This window comes from Pseudomonas syringae pv. coryli str. NCPPB 4273 (assembly GCF_000972175.1).
Classification (GTDB): domain Bacteria; phylum Pseudomonadota; class Gammaproteobacteria; order Pseudomonadales; family Pseudomonadaceae; genus Aquipseudomonas; species Aquipseudomonas syringae.
Map to the genome: position 1 here is coordinate 124,276 of NZ_AWQP01000048.1, position 16,537 is coordinate 140,812.

Consider the following 16,537-nt stretch of genomic DNA (forward strand, 5'->3'; position numbering starts at 1 on the left):
GGACGTCGACTGATGAAAAGGATTGCTTCTGCTGCGTTGTTTATTGCGTCCTGTACCACCGCCTTAATGGTGAGCGCGGCGCCACTGCCTGCCAGTTCAGCCGCAAATATAGACGGTGTGGAAGTTCATACCGTCACGCTAAAAACTGACGCGATGAAAATGGCCCTCTGGCGTGATTCGCCGAAAGGGACCCACACTCAAACAATGAAAGAGTCACAAGTTGTTCTGTTTATTCATGGTGCAACCATTTCAGGTAATCTCTCGGCCGGGTACGCTATAGACGGTTATTCCTGGGCCCAAGACGTCGCCAATTCAGGGCGCGAGGCCTGGGTGGTAGACCTGCCGGGGTATGGTCGTTCTGATGATTATTCGGAAATGCGCGAGGCCAGCCCACACGCCAACGGTGAATCGGTGGGCAATGCCAAAAGCCTGGTGCCCGTGATTGATGCCGCCGTCGACTATGTATTGAAGTTTACCGGTGCTAAAAAGCTGACGATTATCGCCACGTCCAGGGGCGCGATACCGGTGGGGTATTACCTGAGCGCGCACGGCGAAAAAGTGGACAAGGTCGTGTTCAACTCGCCCATCGTCCGGCGTCATACCACAAGCCCGGAGATTGTCCGAGGCTTGTTCGGCAGTGCCGAAAGACCCGACAAGAGCTTTTATGAGATTCCGGTCGACAAGCGATTGTCCATGATAGAAGAAGACCGTCCGGCGGGCACCGAGACGCAGCTTGAACAAGGGTTTATAAAAAACTGGCCCGGTGATGCGGCGCTGGAAAGAGCGCATCAAAAGAACATGATTAAAGTACCCGGAGGCTTCGCCCAGGATATCTACGATGCCTGGCATGGCGTGTATTGGGACCCTGCCACAATCACGGTGCCTGTGTTAATCACACGCGGTGATTATGATCATGTGCTGACCACCGCGGCGGATATCGACTGGCTGTACACACACCTGAGCAATGCTTCCAGTAAACGGTACGTGCTGATCGATAAAGGCACCCACGCCATGTTATTTGAAAAAAAGCGTTTCGAACTCTATCGCGAAGTACGGGTTTTTCTGGAAGGCTCATATAACCGATTGTCACTGGCCTGTAGTTTTTGCGGCGGCCGCAACTAAAGCAAGGAGCAGATCATGTTGAAGAAAGCACGCATTGTTAAATTTCCAGGCGTTTTCGACGAGCAGGTATACAACGAGCGGGTTTCACGCAGCGGTTGTTTTCTCGGCAACTCGAAACTGGAGCAGATGGCCAATCAGGGTAAGCTTTCCAATGCTGTTGTCGGCGTCGCAGGCGCAGGGGGTATTGGCGGTGCCGTGGCCCTCGGTCTGGCACGGTTGGGTGTAAGGCATATCAAAATTGCCGATCCCGATTCTTTCGACATCAGCAATATCAACCGACAGTTTGGTGCTTCAGTGGAAACCGTCGGTCGTAACAAGGCATTAGTAGTTGCCGAACTGGTTCACCGGCTGGCGGGTGACGTGAGCGTTGATGTGTTTCCTGAGGGTATACAGAAGCACACCGCTGAAGCGTTTGTGGAGGACTGTGATCTGGTGCTGGATCAAATGGACTTCTACAGCATTGCCGAGCGCTACGCACTGCACAGGGCGTACCGTCACTCAGCCAGGTGCAAAGGCTTGCTGGCATCCTCGGTGGTCGGTTGGGGCGCCAACATCTACAAGTTCGACAAGGCAGGCCTGACGCTGGAGGATTTTTACGATATTCCGGAAGAGGCGCAGATGACACCTGAACTGGTCGAAAGGCTGGTCATGCTTCAAGCCTCTTATCAGCCTCGTTTTCCGAGCATTCCCGATATTTTCAGCTGGATGAAAGAGACAGGAAACGTGCCTATTCTTTCCGTGGCACCGACGGCCTCGCATTACCTGATTCTCTGTCGTTCAGCGCTGATGCTTTGCGACCTGGAGGGCGCACCGTACAGCACCGAACTTCCTCCCATGCCCAAGTATTACTGGTTCGACGGCTCTACGTTCGACAACGGTATTTATGAGTTCGACGGCACGTGGGCAAACCCCGAGGAGCATCGCAAACACTTCAATGTCAATTGAACCAGCTGGCCCCGATCGGGGCCAGCCCTTTGAGGAAGGCGCCGTGAACGAAGTGCTCGATACTCAGGAACGGCACAATATTTCCAGGTTCCTCCTGGCCTCCAGTCTGTGGTTCATTTGTGTGGGGATACAAAGCGTATTTCTGCCCTGGGTACTGATCAGCGTCGTTCATGCATCGGCCTTTCAATTTGGCATCGCCCAGATGTGCCTGATGTTACCGGTGCTGCTGCTGGTGATCTATGGCGGTTATGTTGCCGATCGCAAGCCGGTGCGCAGGTTATTGGTCTGCGTGTACCTGAGTGGCGCGCTGACGGCATTGGTCTTCGCCGTCTGGAGCTACCAGTCCGCAATAACCTACGCCAACGTGCTGGTGTATGCGTTGGCCTTTGGCGTGCTGTCGGCCTTTTGTGCGCCCGCCAGAGAACTTTACTTGAATGTACTGGGCAAGAAACAGTTGCAAAAGATCGTCACTATAAACATCGGGATTGAGTTCGGGATTCAGACAGTGGGTTTCGCCATTGGAGGTTTTGCACCGCAGGTGGGCGTCGGTCTGATGTTCTTGTTGTTGTCGCTTCTGTTCGGGATGTCGTCCCTGGCCGCCTCTTATATTTCGGTGACCACGCCCAGCAAGCCTCATTCCGGCCTGATCGCTGAAACCAGTACCGCGCTGCGGTTTTCCATTCAGCACCCGGTCATCTTCCCGGTACTGTCATTGAACGGCCTGATCGGTGTGTTCTTTCTGGGCTCGTTTTTCGTCATGCTGCCCCTACATATTTCCCGGTTGCCGGGGTACGACGCCTCGTTGTTGGCGCTGTTCAATATCGTGTTTATGGTCGGGTTGATCGCTTCCGTCATTGTCTTGACCGTCAAGGGCGGGATAGAAAATAAATTACGGGCACTGATCAGTTCCTGCCTGCTCGCGTCGTTACTGCTGGCGGTTATCCCGTCCGTGCTCACAGAGTGGATTCTGTTTTTAGGGGTATTGAGTTGGGGGTTTCTGGGCGGTATTGCCCTCAGCATGGGGCAGACGCTGATTCAGGAAAATGCCCCTTCAGGCAATAAAGCTCAGGTGTTAGCGTTACTGATGTTGTTTTTCATGGGGGGCAGTCCGATAGGTTCTTTCCTGCTGGGAACACTTCTCGAGTTCGTTGAAGCGCCCGTCGTAGGTGTCATCAGTGCAGTCGCAATGATTGTTTCAATAATGGCAGTTTCCTATACCTACACGCTATGGAATGCACAACATGAACGGATCGACACTGTCCTTTGACGAAGCCACGTCGAAGGATTTCAAAGGTAACGTGCAACTTGCAAACTCTGATATCGAACTCGCCTTGGTCAAGGCTGTTTGGCAGGAAGTGTACAGCGAGGAGTTAGGTTGGCTGGACGGGGATGACACCGATCCTCGCAATGATCGCTACCATGCCAACTCGGTCTACTTGCTCGCCACTGACGAAGAGGGAGCCGCCGTGGGGGTCATGCGCATGATTATCGACGGGGACCAAGGTCTGCCCATCGACAACTTTGCCGATATTTCCGGGATACGGGCAACCGCGCAAGGCGCGCTGATCGAATGTGCGCGACTCATGGTTCCGGCCAGGCACTGCGATCAGATATTTTCGGCTTACCCCTACGGTATTTTTGCTGCCTTGGTAAAAGCGGCTTTGCAGTATTGCCTGAAAGAAAAAAACTACGACGTCCTTGCCAATTGTTTTATCGATACACCGCACACACCGATCAAAGCACTGGCCCACATGGGGTTCCGTGACTTGAACATTCGCTTTCGAGACGAGTTGCATGAAACGTCAGAGTGTACGGTTCTGCATTTGGACATCAAGGACATGCTGTCGATATTTTACGGGCCCGAGAAAAGCCTGGGCCATTACATCATGGCGCGAGCGTAGTTTAATTTTTCTGGGCAAGGGAAGCAGGCATGAACCCATCAATGGCTATCTACGAGCGTGAGTCGAATGTGCGTTCTTATTGTCGCGACTGTGACGTTGTGTTTGCGACGGCGCAAGGGGCAGTGATCGAAGACGTCGAGGGGCGGCGGTTCATCGACTTTTTTGCGGGGGCCGGATCACTGAACTATGGCCACAATAACCCGCGTTTGAAAAAAGAGCTGTTGGACTATATTCAGCAGGACGGCATCACGACAACCCTGGACTTTCACAGCGCTGCGAAGTCTCGGTTTATCGAACAGTTCGAGCGGATTATCCTCACGCCGCGGGGGATGAACTACAAACTGCAGTTCACCGGGCCCACGGGGACCAATGCAATCGAGGCCGCCTTGAAGCTGGCCCGCAAGATCACCGGACGCACTTGCATCGCTGCGTTTACCCATGCATTTCACGGCGTCACGTTGGGCTCGCTGGCGCTGACCGCCAACGCCGATAAAAGAGCCGTCTCTGGCGTAGAGCTGTCAAACGTCGTTCGACTACCTTATGACGGATTTCTGGGGCGTGACATTGACAGCGCGCATATCATTGAAACGATGTTCTCCTCAGCAGGCGCAGGTTTCGAGCCGCCGGCGGCCATTATTCTGGAAGTTGTGCAGGGCGAGGGCGGTTTGAATTGCGCGCGGCCGCAATGGTTACAGAGAATTCAACAGCTGTGCCGGGCCTCAGGTGCGCTGCTGATCATTGACGATATTCAAGCTGGTTGCGGTCGTACGGGCACGTTTTTCAGTTTTGAATCTGCCGATATATCCCCCGACATCATTTGCCTTTCAAAGTCCATCAGCGGTTATGGTCTGCCGATGTCACTGGTGCTGATAAAACCGGAGCACGATCAGTGGGCGCCCGGTGAGCACAATGGCACCTTCCGTGGAAACAACACTGCATTCGTGACGGCTGCGGCGGCACTGAGCTATTGGCAAGACAACGCGTTCGAGCGCTCGATAGCGCAACGTTCCGCCGTCCTGCGCCTTGCACTGGAAAAAATAATTGCTCATTCACCCCCCGAGGCTGTCCGCATTGTCGGGAGAGGGCTGTTCATGGGATTGAGATTTGGCAACTCACGGCGCGCGAGCAGACTGTCTGCAGAATGCCTGTCCCAAGGTCTGCTTGTGGAAACCTGTGGCCCCTTGAATGAAGTGCTCAAGCTGATGCCGCCACTGACCATCGATCTGCCTGTACTAGAGCGCGGACTGGACATCTTGAAACGTGCCTACCTTTCTACCTTACACAACGAATCATCGCGAGGGATTGCCTGATGGATTTAATGGTTGGAGATACCCGTACATTGTCTGCCCGTGCGTTGGGCAATGAGTTCATCCTGCAAGAGCTTGCACAATTAAGAGACGAACTGATCCAGCAGGTTTTCGATCATCCTTTTCTGGTTCAGTGCCGTGCGGCAAGCATGCCGATAGAGCGGCTGAAGAACTTTCTCGTGCAACAAGGAAAATACAGCCGTTATTTCACGCGGTACATCTGCCAGTTAATGAGTCATCTTGAGGGTGATGAAGATATTCTGGCAGTGTTCGAAAATCTTTTCGAAGAACTGGGTTTTGGTGAAGTCGCCGAACCCACTCATTCGGCTATCTACCGTGAGATGTTGTGCTCCTTCGACCTGAACCTGGAGGCGCACGCCACGCTTCCTTCCACGCAGCACCTCATCGATACAATGATGAACTTTTGCAAACAGCCCAATGGTATTTATGGACTCTCGGCGTTGTGCCTGGGGGCCGAGGCCATTGTTCCTCATCTGTACAGTGACATTGTCACTGGCTTCTCGGGTCAGGGCGTTGCTGCAGAGAGGCTCAGGTTCTTCACGTTGCATATCGAATGTGACGATGGTCACGCGGACACCCTGTTGGCGATTCTGTCGCGTCTGGTGATGGAAAAACCGACTCGTTTTGAAATAGTCCGGCACGCCGCCGTCATGATGATCAAGGCGCGACTTGAGTTTCTCGATAAACTTTGAGGTGAGCATGAATAACCATACTTTTTCGTCCAGTGATTTCGTGCATGTCCCCGCCAGTCTGGCCGTTGGCGAGGACGTGGGCACGCTGTTACATGAAGGCGTCAGAACAACCACGCTGGACGCGTTCAGCAAAACAAGAAAGCACGAAGTTCATGTTGTCGACCTGCCGTCCAGGTCGATAAGCATGACTTTCGGTGCGCTACAGCCGCTGCAAGGGTCGGGCCTGCATCGGCATAACTATGAAACCATCATCTATATTATTTCAGGCACCGGTTTTTCGATGGTAGGAGAGACGCTCGTTGCCTGGACAGCTGGAGACGCCGTTTATATTCCCGTCTGGCGTTGGCACAAACACGTCAATACATCAGAGGACGCAGAGGTCACGTACATCGCCTGTGAAAATACGCCTCTGCTGCAGGCGCTTGGCGTCGCGTTGCGGGAGGAAGCTTCCTGAAAGAAGCTCGGTATCCGTGCAGCGGATGGGAGTCTGGACGTACCGAAGTTTTCATCCGTAAATGAACGGTCAGAAAGATGATCGGAACGTAGAAAATCGATTCAGCCCGCCGTTTTTTAACCCTATTTCCTCTGATGCTCAGGAATACTTTGCGAATACCCGCCAAATGGCCTAACTATAGAGGGAAGGAAAGCCGGGGTGCAGTGGAAAAACCCCGGAGCGGGAAAACACCCGGTCAGCAAAGTCGACCATCCGCTTTGCACCGGGTAAACAGGGAAAACGGATGTCTCGAATCTTTGATGTTGATACGCACCTCTGGCGCACGTTCAAATCGGTGAGCGAAACTCGAAGTATCACGCGGTCTGCGGTTGCGCTGTGCAAAACTCCACCTGCCATCAGCATGCAGATAAAAAAGCTGGAAGCACTTCTGGAACTGAAATTGTTCGTCAGAGGCGACGACGGTTTTCGGCTGACGGTCATTGGCGAAGAAGTATTGGCGGCCGCTGAAAAGATCCTCGCCATGCAGGACAATTTGTTCCGCTTGAAGAACAAGAACCCTGATAGCGAATTGCGTCTAGGCATGCCGGATGATTACGCACTCTTTTTTCTTCACGGGATTGTAAAAGCCCTGTCTCGATCAAACCCTGATCTCAAGATAAAGCTGGTCTGCAAGACGTCGTCGTTATTGATAGACGACGTCGACCAGGGTCGACTGGACATGGCCGTTGTCGCAGTGCCGGAATCTCGGGTCATGGAGCATTCTGAATACATCAGGCGTGAAGAACTGCACTGGATCGGCGATGCCAGGCTGATCAGGGCAGGGCATCCGATACCGTTGGTGCATTTTCCCGATGGTTGTATATGCCGAGAGGTCTCTGTCCAATCCTTGCAGTTTGCCGGGATGGCGTCCGAGATACGATTCACCTCAGAGTCCAATTTTGCCGTTTTCAATGCCATCAGTGCCGGTGTGGGTATTGGCGTGGGCGAGTTATCACTCATTCCGGGCGATACGCCTATTATCACAAGCTCGCTGCTTCCCGCATTGCCCGCCATACGGATGTCTGTAATCTCCAACAACGATCGCATTTCCAGAGCTGTCCTTTCCAGAATAAGCACCAGCGTTGTGAGGAGCGTCAATGCTGTCTGCGAGCAGAATATTCTTGGAAAAACACGCCCGGAAAATGCCTTTGCCGTTGGCGCTTTTTGACAGGTTCAGCTCCTGAGCCTGGAATCCGGCTGCAAATAACCACGTCATCAGGGCTGTCGCTTTCCTGATAAACTATCTGCCTTTCCCGATTGACCGCGTCTCTGCGTGCGGGCCACTGTGTGGTCCCGCGCATCGCTCGATTCAATTGAGCCATTTTCTCGCTGACCGCCTCTCAATGATGCATGTTGTTGAGGCCAGCCAAGGGATGGCGATAACCCGCCGCGTAAAAGACCAATCCACATGAACATCGAAAACAACGAAGCCTCAGAAAACATAGGCGATCCGGTTGCAACAGTGTCCCGCCGCTTCTCCGTCGCCCCGATGATGGACTGGACCGACCACCACTGCCGCTATTTCATGCGCAAGCTCTCAAAGCATGCCTTGCTCTACACCGAGATGGTCACCACCGGTGCCTTGCTGCATGGCGACCGTGAGCGGTTCCTGCGGCATGATGAAACCGAGCATCCGCTGGCATTGCAGCTGGGTGGCAGTACGGCGGCGGATCTGGCTGCGTGTTCGCGTCTGGCGCAAGAGGCGGGGTATGACGAGGTCAATCTGAACGTCGGTTGCCCGAGTGACCGGGTGCAGAACAACATGATCGGCGCGTGCCTGATGGCGCATCCCGAGCTGGTGGCGGATTGCGTGAAGGCGATGCGCGATGCGGTCGGTATTCCGGTCACGGTCAAGCACCGGATCGGTATCAATGGCCGTGACAGCTACGCCGAGTTGTGTGATTTCGTCGGCAAGGTTCAGGAGGCGGGTTGCCAGAGTTTCACGGTTCACGCGCGTATCGCGATTCTCGAAGGGCTGTCTCCCAAGGAAAACCGCGATATTCCGCCATTGCGGTATGACGTGGTCGCGCAGTTGAAGTCTGACTTTCCTGACCTGGAGATTGTGCTCAACGGCGGCATCAAGACGCTGGAGCAGTGCAGTGAGCATTTGCAGACGTTCGATGGGGTGATGTTGGGGCGTGAGGCTTATCACAATCCTTATTTGCTGGCGCATGTGGACCAGCAGTTGTTCGGCAGCACGGCGCCGGTCATCAGTCGTTACGATGCGTTGGAGTCGATGCGGCCGTACATTGCTGCGCACATTGCCAGCGGCGGCAACATGCACCACGTCACCCGGCATATGCTCGGTCTAGGCTTGGGCTTCCCTGGCGCGCGACGCTTCCGTCAGTTGCTGTCGGTTGACATACACAAGGCCGAAAATCCCATGCTGTTGCTGGATCAGGCCGCGGCGTTTCTGCAGGGGCATTGATCGCCTGTGCCGTGCGTTGATCTGAGCTGAATCAAAGGAACCGCTTATTCCAGTAGCGGCGTTGTCGGGCTGCGGTTATGTTGAGCGCATAATCCAACAAGGAAAACGCCCATGCACAAAGTCCTGGTTCCTTTCGACGGCTCCGAGCACGCCATGCGTGCCCTGGGCTATGTCATCGAGTTGTCTGGCGAGCTCACCAAGTCGCTCGAGGTACATATCCTGAATGTGCAGGCCAGCCCTATCGATTACAGCCTTTATCTGGCTCCCGACATGATTGATGGCGTCAAGGCCGGCTTGACCAATGAAGGCAAGCGGGTGCTGGCTGATGCGGTTGCGTTGTTGACTGCTGCTGGTGTGCCGTTTCAGGCCCACGTCGATCTGGGCAACGTGGCCGAACAGGTCGAGGCCGCAGTTCAGCGACTCGACTGCGACGCCGTCGTCATGGGCACCCGCGGGCTCGGCAACTTTGGCGGGTTGCTGCTGGGCTCGGTGGCCACGCGGGTGATCCACGAAGCATCGGTGCCGGTGACGCTGATCAAATAATCACTGCTGCGCCAGCGTGCGCGGCTGGCGCAGCAGTTCGATATTTTCTGCAGGCACCAGCTCGCGCAGCGATTTATACAGCGCGCGGGTCTCCAGCAGGTTCCAGATGCGCAGCATGGTTTCCAGAGCATCCAGCGGTTTGCTGATGAAATCCCGCGCGCCCAGCGCCAGTGCGCGCAGGCGGGTATCGCGTGTCGCGTCGGCGGTCAGGACCATGATCGGCAGGTAGTCATTGGCGGGTATGCGCCTGTTGAGCTGCTCCAGCACCGCGAAACCATCGAATTCGGGCATGTGCAGATCGAGCACAACTAGGTCGGGCTCGAAGCTGTTGAACAGGTCCAGCGTACGCAACGGCTCGGTGCTGCTCAGGACATTGGTCAGTCCCTCGCGGGCAAGCAGTTGCTCCATCAGGTCGAGGTTGGGCCGCTGGTCATCGATGATCAGAATGCGGAAGTCGCCGGTCATGTGGGCTCCGGTAAATACTGGTCCAGGAGGGCAAGGAACACCGGCACCTGGATGGGTTTGATCACAATGGCCGTGGCGCCGGCCTGTTTCAGTTCGCGATGGGCTTTATCACTGGTGTCGGCAGTGATCATCAGCACGGGCGTGTGGGCAGTAGCCGGCAGGTGGCGCAGACGTTGCAGCACCTCAAGCCCCTTGATGTCCGGCAGGTTGAGGTCGAGAAGAATCAGCTGTGGCGCATGCTGGCGCGCCAGATCAAGCCCCAGCTGGCCCTGCATGCTCGACAGCAACTGGATACCAGGCCTGCGTTGCAGCAGCGTTTCAATCAAGGCCATGCTCGACAGGTTGTCTTCGATGCACAGCAGCTTACCGTGATAGGCCGGGCGGGCAGGTGAGCGGACATCAGGCGTTAGCTCGAGAGAGGTGTCAGCTGGACGCGGCAGTTTAGCGGCAGGCGGCTGCACCCGCACAAGCGGCAGCGCCAATATGAATCGGCAGCCTTCGTCCGGCGTGTTCTGTACGGAAAGCGTGCCATGCATCATCTCCAGCATGCTTTTGCTCAGCGCCAGTCCCAGCCCGGTCCCTTCGACGCTCGGGTTGGCATCCAGGCGTTCGAACGGCTTGAACAACTGTCCGATACGCTCCGGCGCAATCCCGTAGCCGGTGTCCACTACGCTGACTGTCACCTGCTCGGCGGTCTGCTCGATTTCAATCCGCACCTGACCGGCGGGCCGGTTGTATTTGATGGCGTTGGACAGCAGGTTCAGCAACACCTGAATCAAGCGCTGGCGATCAGCGACCACGCCGATCTCGTCAGGCAGCACCGGCAAGGGCTTCAATTCGATATTGGCGTCGGCGGCCATCGGCGAGACCAGCACCAGCGCTTCTTCAAGCACGCTCGACAGGGACACGGGCTCGAGGATCAGGGAAACATGCCCGGCTTCGATTCTGGCGATGTCGAGCACTTCATTGATCAGCTTCAGCAGATGCTGGCCTGCCCGCAGAATATGGCCGATTTGCGGACGCTGGCTGGCGGGGGAGTCCATGTCCAGCAACTGGGCAAAGCCCAGAATCGAGTTCAGCGGCGTGCGCAGTTCATGGCTCATGCGCGACAGGAATTCACTTTTGGCGCGGCTGGCGCGTTCGGCTTCCTCGCGCGCAGTGCCCAGGGCAATTTCGGCAACGCGACGATCACTGATGTCACGGGTGATCTTGGAGAAACCGCGCAGCTCGTCATTGCTGTCGTATTGCGCGGTGATCACCACACTGGCCCAGAAACGGCTGCCATCCTTGCGTTGGCGCCAGCCTTCTTCGGTATACCGGCCATTGACGGTGGCCTCATGCAGCGCCATGTCGGGGTGTTGCGGACACTCCTGCTGCAGATAGAACACAGAAAAGTGCTGGCCGATGATCTCCTGCTCCGTGTACCCCTTGATACGTTCGGCGCCTGCGTTCCAGGTGGTGATGTAGCCGTTGCGGTCCAGCGCGAAGATGCCGTAGTCCTTGACGCCTTCGATGATCAGCCGCAAACGCTCTTCGTTGTCGCGCAGTGCGCGTTCACGTTCGGCCAGCAACTGACCGGCTTCGACCAGCCGGGTGCCGAGCTGGCCGATTTCGTCCTTTTCAGGCGGCTGGGGCAGCAGCGGATGCCCGAGCGCCAGACGCTGGGCGTTGCGTTGCACCTGATGCACCCTGGCGACGATGCCTTTGGACAGCATCAGCACGGCAAGAATGGCACCGAAGATTCCGCAGGCTGCGGCCAGCAGGGTCGACAGCAGCAGGCGCTCGCGGGTGGCTGCCGCAGCCTCGGTACGTTCGGCGAGCAGCGCGTCTTCACGCTCGCGCATGATGCCGATGCGTTCGCGTAACTGGTCGAGTACGTACTTGTTTTCGATCAGGATACGGGCGACGGTTTCCTGATCTTCGCTATTCATCGAGCGCAGTTTTTCCAGGCCTTCGACCTTGGTGTTGATCAGCGGCTCGATGTCTTTCAGGTGTTCGCGCATCTGCTCGTCACGCACATTGGTGTTGAGCCGGGCCAGCGCCGCCTCGATCAGCGGTTGCGCGTTGAGGTAGCCTGGCAGGAAGTCTTCCTGGTGGGTCAGCAGGTAGCCACGTACGCTGGCCGCACCTTCTGCGATCTGGGTGTGAAGGGTCTGGATATCGCCTTGGACGAGCAGCACACGCCGTACGTCTTCCTCTGCCCGAGCGGTCTGGCGCTCGGCGATATAGATCAACACCAGCGAGAACATGAGAATCGCCAGTGGCAGCGAAATAGCCACCAGCGCCTTGCCGCGTAGCGGAAGGTCTTCCCAGCGACTGCTGGCGTGTGCGGTCATTGCCAGTCGCTCGTCGATTGGCTCACCAGCCCCAGTGCCACACCGCGTACCGCCGCCTGCGTGCGGTCCGAGGCGCCGAGTTTGCCGATGACCTTTTCCACGTGGGCCTTGGCAGTGCCGGTGGTGATGCCAAGTTTTTCGCCGATTTCCCGATTGCTGAAGCCGCCCGCTACCAAGCCGAGTACCTGACGTTCACGCGGGGTGAGGGTTTCCGGCAGGGCGGCACCACTGGTGTTGCGTTCGGTCATGCGCCGCAGCAGGCGCGCGCTGACGGCGCTGTTCAGTGCTTCTTCACCACGCGCCACCCGTTGCAGGCCGTCGATCACTTCGTCGCGGCTGGCATCCTTGAGCAGGTAGCCCACGGCACCGGCACTGATCGCGGCTTCCAGGTGATCGGTGCTGTCATCCATGGTGAAAATCACCACTTTCAGATCCGGCATGCGCTGTTGGAGAATCCGCGCAGCGCCCAGCCCGTTGAGCACCGGCATGCGAATGTCGAGTATGGCGATGTCCGGTTGCAGTTCCAGGCACAGATCAATGGCTTGCTGGCCGTCGGCTGCCTGGCCGACCACTTCGAATTCCGGATGCCCCGCCAGCAGCGAGACGAACCCGGTGCGCGTCACTTCATGATCGTCCGCCAAAACCAGTCGCACAGTGTCAGTCATGTCATTGCCTTGTCTGCGGTAAAAGGAACGATGGCGCGCAGTCGGGTGCCGTGCCCGGGCCGACTGACGCAGGTCAGACGGCCGCCGAGCAGGCTGGCGCGCTCCTGCATGGCCACCAGGCCCAGTTTCTGGACGCCTTTGCCATTAAACGGTTTTTGGGTGATGAAACCACTGCCGTTGTCTTCCAGCAGCAGTGAAATGTGCTCGTCACTCAGTTCCAGGGCCAATTCTACGCGGCCGGCACTGGCGTGTTTGAGCACATTGTTGATGCCTTCCTGGGCAATACGGAACAGGGCGATTTCCAGGTGGCTGGGCAGGCGGGTCAGGGAGCGCGAGCGCCAGTGCACCGCGACTCCGGCTTCACGCAACCGGTCGGCGTCCTTGTCGACCGCCTGCAGCAGACCGAAATCGTCGAGCACGCTCGGCCGCAGTCCACTGATCAGCTGTCGACCTTCACCCACGCAGTGCTGTGCCAGCTTGAGAATGGCCTGCAGATCGGCGTCCAGTGGCTCAGGCAGCGCCGGACAGCGACCGGCAAAGCCCTGCAATCGCTGGTGCAGACCGGCCAGGGTCTGAGCTAGACCATCATGCAGGTCGTAGGCCATGCGCTTGCGTTCGTCTTCCTGAGCGGTGAACAACTGGCGGACCAGTTCGGACATGGTCTGCTCTCTGACCACCAGCGCGTCGAGCAGCCGATTGTTTTCCAGGTGCGCCGCCAGCAACGTCGCCAGCAATTGCAGCGACTCGATGTCTTCGTTGTCCGGCGCATTGATGCCCACGCTGTTGGCCAGCAGCAGGGTGCCAAATGAGCCTTCGTCGGCGCCACGCAACGGTAACAGCAGCATGCACGGCAGATCGGTATCGGGCCGCTCCAGCCATTGCGGGCCGATGGCCAGCGGGTCGGCAGCGGTTTCAAGCGTGGCGAGGCGTTCGGCACTGCCATGACTGGCGGTGGTCTGCACACCGTTGTTGGCACTCCATTCCAGCAGCAGGCCATGGTCCATGGCCACGAATGCGCACGCACGTTGCAGTACGCACTGGCGCATGGCCTGAGGTGGCAGATGGGTCAGCTCCTGACCGGTATCCACCAGCAGACGAAGACGTGCGGCGCGGCTTTGCGACTGGCGATACTGGTTACGGATGGCCAGTGCGCTTGCCGGATCATGGGGGGGACTTTGCATGGGGTGCTCCAGCGAGGGTTGATGCCCGCGCGGGCATAACAGAAGTAAGGCTATTAGAACTGTATCAGGAGGTGAAGCCTATCTGCCGATCGGCATACACAGTTAACCCCGGTTGGCCGATGGCGAGCCGTGGCGGGGAGGGCAAAGTGGCACTCACTGAATCCCTGAACAGATCCCCGTAGGAGAGTAGCGATGAAAACGAAATTGACCGCCCTGGCCCTGTTGCTGGCTGTAAGTGCACCGATGGTTCACGCTGCTGCCGAGCCGTCCGGCTACACCTACCGCATGGTGGCCGAGACGCCAAGCAATGTGAACGACAAGGAAATCGCCGGTCTGTTTGATCGCTGGAACAAGGCCCTGCAAACCGGAAACTCCACTACCGTCGCATCGTTGTACGCGCCGGACGCTGTCCTGCAGCCTACGGTCTCCAACAAGGTGCGTGCCACTCCGGCAGAGATCAAGGACTACTTCGACAAGTTCCTGGCGCTCAAGCCGATCGGCGAGATCAACTACCGGGAGATTCGTCGCCTGGGGCCGGACGCCGCTGCGGACAACGGTGTCTACACCTTCACGTTGACGGCGCCGGACGGCAAAAAGACCAAGGTGCAGGCACGTTATTCGTTCCTCTACCACCGCGTCGGCAACGAGTGGAAGATTCTCAACCACCACTCCTCGGCGATGCCGGAAGTGCAGCCCGAGTATCAGGTCAGCCGCTGATCCGTCGTCTGCCAGGCTGAAAACAAAAATCCGGAGCCAGTGCTCCGGATTTTTTTGCCTGTCTGAACCCCTCGCAATCAGGCCTCGGCCTGGGCGCCATTGACCTTGCGGCAATGAATCAGCGCATCGCGGATCATGAAGTTGACCAGTGTCGGCGACACACCCAGTTCCTTGGCGATGTCCTTTTGCGGCACGCCGTGGAGGCGGTACATCTCGAACGCATAGCGGGTGCGGGGCGGCAGCTCGGTCAGGGCGTCGGCAATTTTCTCCAGGCTGGAAAAGTTGATGTGCGAGATTTCCGGCGAGGCACCCTGAATCACCACGTTCAGCCCCTCGGCCTCGGGCCCGGTGTATTTCTGTTCCAGCGCCTGTTTGCGGTAATGGTCGATGGCCAGGTTGCGCACGATCTGAAACAGGTAACTGAGCTGTGCCTTGAAGGTGAGCGTGGCCTGCGGTGCCGAGCGCAGTCTGAAAAAGGCATCCTGCACGACGTCTTCGGCGCGCGAGCGGCAACCCACGATGCGGGCCGCAATCTTGACCAGCAGCAGGTAGTTATCGACGAATGCCTGGAGTAAGGGTGAGTCGCACTTACTTGTGATTACGTGTTCCGTCATGGAATTCACCTTGCTGCTTCGACAATGGAGGGGAGGGCCGCATGAAAGGAGCAGCGCCATCACATGGGGCGACAAATTAGCCTTAATGATAATTATTGTCAAATGCGAAAGCCAATCAGCGCACTTTAAAAGGGCGCTTTTGTCCTGCATGTCCTCGCCGCGTGCATCCGCCTAATTATTTGCAGACGCCATCCGTTCTCATTGGTGACAGGCCCGACCACGGTTGCGGCCAGGGAATACCTCAGGAGAACCCCATGCGTTCCGATCACGCGCATCGCCGCTGTTACATCCGTGCCCACAGACGGACGGTTTCGATATGAGCACGCCGGTGAGCCTGACGCTGTTCTGTCTGCCCTATTCGGGGGCCAGCGCGATGTTCTACAGCCCCTGGCGGCGCAAATTGCCAGAGTGGCTGAACGTGCGCCCGCTGGAGCTTCCCGGTCGTGGCATGCGCATGGACGAGCCCTTGCAGACCGACATCGTGCAACTGGCCAATCATCTGGCCGACGAGATCAGTGCCGAACTGGACAAGCCCTATGCGCTGTTTGGCCACAGTCTGGGCGGGCTGCTGGCCTTTGAGCTGGCGCACGCCTTGCGCGAGCGCGGTCTGCCTGCGCCGCTGGCGCTGTTCGCATCGGCGACTGCCGGCCCGGTGCGTCGCGATGTCAGCGAATACGCCACTGCGAAGACTGATGCGCAACTGCTCGACCGATTGCGCACGTTAAAAGGCACCAGCGAAAACGTCATCGCCAACCAGGAGCTCATGCAGTTGATGCTGCCGATCCTGCGCGCCGATTTTCTGCTCTGCGGCAGCTTTGTGTATGGCAGGCGCGAGCCGCTCAGCGTGCCGATCCATGTATTTGGCGGCAAGCAGGACAGCATCAGCGTCGAGCAGCTGCTCGACTGGCAGGAGGAGACCTGCACCGGCTTCTCTCTGGACATGTTCGAGGGCCATCACTTTTATCTGGTCGACGAGCAAACGCAGCTGCTCCGTCTGCTGCGGCGCTATTGCGAACAGCACCTGACCCGCTGGCGCAACAGCGCGTCACGGCAAATGAACCGGGCCGCCGGTTGACCCTGTTTGCCCCACGCGCGGCCTCCTTGCAG

General features: G+C 57.4%; 17 protein-coding genes. 12 read left to right on the forward strand and 5 right to left on the reverse strand.

Annotated features, from left to right (window positions below):
- Positions 1–12 precede the first annotated feature (12 nt).
- The 10 genes from P406_RS19540 to P406_RS19585 all read left to right on the forward strand — a co-directional run bounded on the left by P406_RS19540 (position 13) and on the right by P406_RS19585 (position 9,452).
- Entirely contained in the window at positions 13–1,122 is a 1,110-nt protein-coding gene (locus P406_RS19540) for an alpha/beta fold hydrolase (RefSeq protein ID WP_082100870.1), read from the forward strand.
- 15 nt (positions 1,123–1,137) lie between these two features.
- The gene (locus P406_RS19545; RefSeq protein WP_046237081.1) at positions 1,138–2,067 is read left to right on the forward strand and encodes a ThiF family adenylyltransferase; all 930 of its coding nucleotides are present in this window, start codon (positions 1,138–1,140) and stop codon (positions 2,065–2,067) included.
- Positions 2,068–2,110: 43 nt separating this feature from the next.
- Positions 2,111–3,334: an MFS transporter gene (locus P406_RS19550; RefSeq protein ID WP_082100873.1), complete on the forward strand. Its 1,224-nt coding sequence runs from the start codon at positions 2,111–2,113 to the stop codon at positions 3,332–3,334.
- On the forward strand, positions 3,309–3,968 hold the full coding sequence (locus tag P406_RS19555; RefSeq protein WP_046237083.1) for an acyl-homoserine-lactone synthase: 660 nt from the start codon (positions 3,309–3,311) through the stop codon (positions 3,966–3,968). Before P406_RS19550 ends, P406_RS19555 begins: the two co-directional genes overlap by 26 nt.
- Positions 3,969–3,997: 29 nt before the next feature.
- Entirely contained in the window at positions 3,998–5,278 is a 1,281-nt protein-coding gene (gene ectB / locus P406_RS19560; protein ID WP_046237084.1) for a diaminobutyrate--2-oxoglutarate transaminase, read from the forward strand.
- A complete protein-coding gene (locus tag P406_RS19565) occupies positions 5,278–5,988 on the forward strand; it encodes an iron-containing redox enzyme family protein (protein ID WP_052739346.1) in 711 nt (236 codons plus the stop codon). Before ectB ends, P406_RS19565 begins: the two co-directional genes overlap by 1 nt.
- Before the next feature lie 7 nt (positions 5,989–5,995).
- Positions 5,996–6,442, forward strand: a complete 447-nt coding sequence (locus tag P406_RS19570; RefSeq protein WP_024649019.1) for a cupin domain-containing protein — start codon at positions 5,996–5,998, stop codon at positions 6,440–6,442.
- A gap of 283 nt (positions 6,443–6,725) precedes the next feature.
- Entirely contained in the window at positions 6,726–7,649 is a 924-nt protein-coding gene (locus tag P406_RS19575) for a LysR family transcriptional regulator (protein ID WP_046237085.1), read from the forward strand.
- 240 nt (positions 7,650–7,889) lie between these two features.
- Positions 7,890–8,909 (forward strand): tRNA dihydrouridine(20/20a) synthase DusA, encoded by a 1,020-nt coding sequence (gene dusA / locus P406_RS19580; protein WP_046237086.1) that lies wholly within the window; start codon positions 7,890–7,892, stop codon positions 8,907–8,909.
- 111 nt (positions 8,910–9,020) lie between these two features.
- On the forward strand, positions 9,021–9,452 hold the full coding sequence (locus P406_RS19585; RefSeq protein WP_003415966.1) for a universal stress protein: 432 nt from the start codon (positions 9,021–9,023) through the stop codon (positions 9,450–9,452).
- Here P406_RS19585 and P406_RS19590 read toward each other — a convergent pair whose 3' ends face one another.
- Genes P406_RS19590 through P406_RS19605 form a run of 4 tightly spaced genes read right to left on the reverse strand, consistent with a single transcriptional unit; the run spans position 9,453 to position 14,099 of the window.
- Positions 9,453–9,917 (reverse strand): response regulator, encoded by a 465-nt coding sequence (locus P406_RS19590; RefSeq protein WP_003406975.1) that lies wholly within the window; start codon positions 9,915–9,917, stop codon positions 9,453–9,455.
- Positions 9,914–12,253 carry an ATP-binding protein gene (locus tag P406_RS19595; RefSeq protein WP_046237087.1) on the reverse strand — a complete coding sequence of 780 codons (2,340 nt, stop codon included), beginning with the start codon at positions 12,251–12,253 and terminating at the stop codon, positions 9,914–9,916. Before P406_RS19595 ends, P406_RS19590 begins: the two co-directional genes overlap by 4 nt.
- Entirely contained in the window at positions 12,250–12,918 is a 669-nt protein-coding gene (locus tag P406_RS19600; RefSeq protein ID WP_004410300.1) for a response regulator, read from the reverse strand. The genes P406_RS19595 and P406_RS19600 overlap by 4 nt, the downstream gene beginning before the upstream one ends.
- Positions 12,915–14,099: a sensor histidine kinase gene (locus P406_RS19605; protein WP_046237088.1), complete on the reverse strand. Its 1,185-nt coding sequence runs from the start codon at positions 14,097–14,099 to the stop codon at positions 12,915–12,917. The genes P406_RS19600 and P406_RS19605 overlap by 4 nt, the downstream gene beginning before the upstream one ends.
- A 192-nt stretch (positions 14,100–14,291) precedes the next feature.
- On the opposite strand from P406_RS19605, the gene P406_RS19610 reads away from it, so the two are divergent.
- Positions 14,292–14,816 carry an SgcJ/EcaC family oxidoreductase gene (locus P406_RS19610; protein ID WP_003406965.1) on the forward strand — a complete coding sequence of 175 codons (525 nt, stop codon included), beginning with the start codon at positions 14,292–14,294 and terminating at the stop codon, positions 14,814–14,816.
- 77 nt (positions 14,817–14,893) lie between these two features.
- Here P406_RS19610 and P406_RS19615 read toward each other — a convergent pair whose 3' ends face one another.
- On the reverse strand, positions 14,894–15,430 hold the full coding sequence (locus P406_RS19615) for an RNA polymerase factor sigma-70 (protein WP_003319375.1): 537 nt from the start codon (positions 15,428–15,430) through the stop codon (positions 14,894–14,896).
- A 316-nt stretch (positions 15,431–15,746) separates the two neighbouring features.
- Between P406_RS19615 and P406_RS19620 the strand changes: the two genes are divergently transcribed.
- Positions 15,747–16,505, forward strand: a complete 759-nt coding sequence (locus P406_RS19620) for a thioesterase II family protein (RefSeq protein ID WP_004410308.1) — start codon at positions 15,747–15,749, stop codon at positions 16,503–16,505.
- The last annotated feature ends 32 nt before the right edge of the window (positions 16,506–16,537 follow it).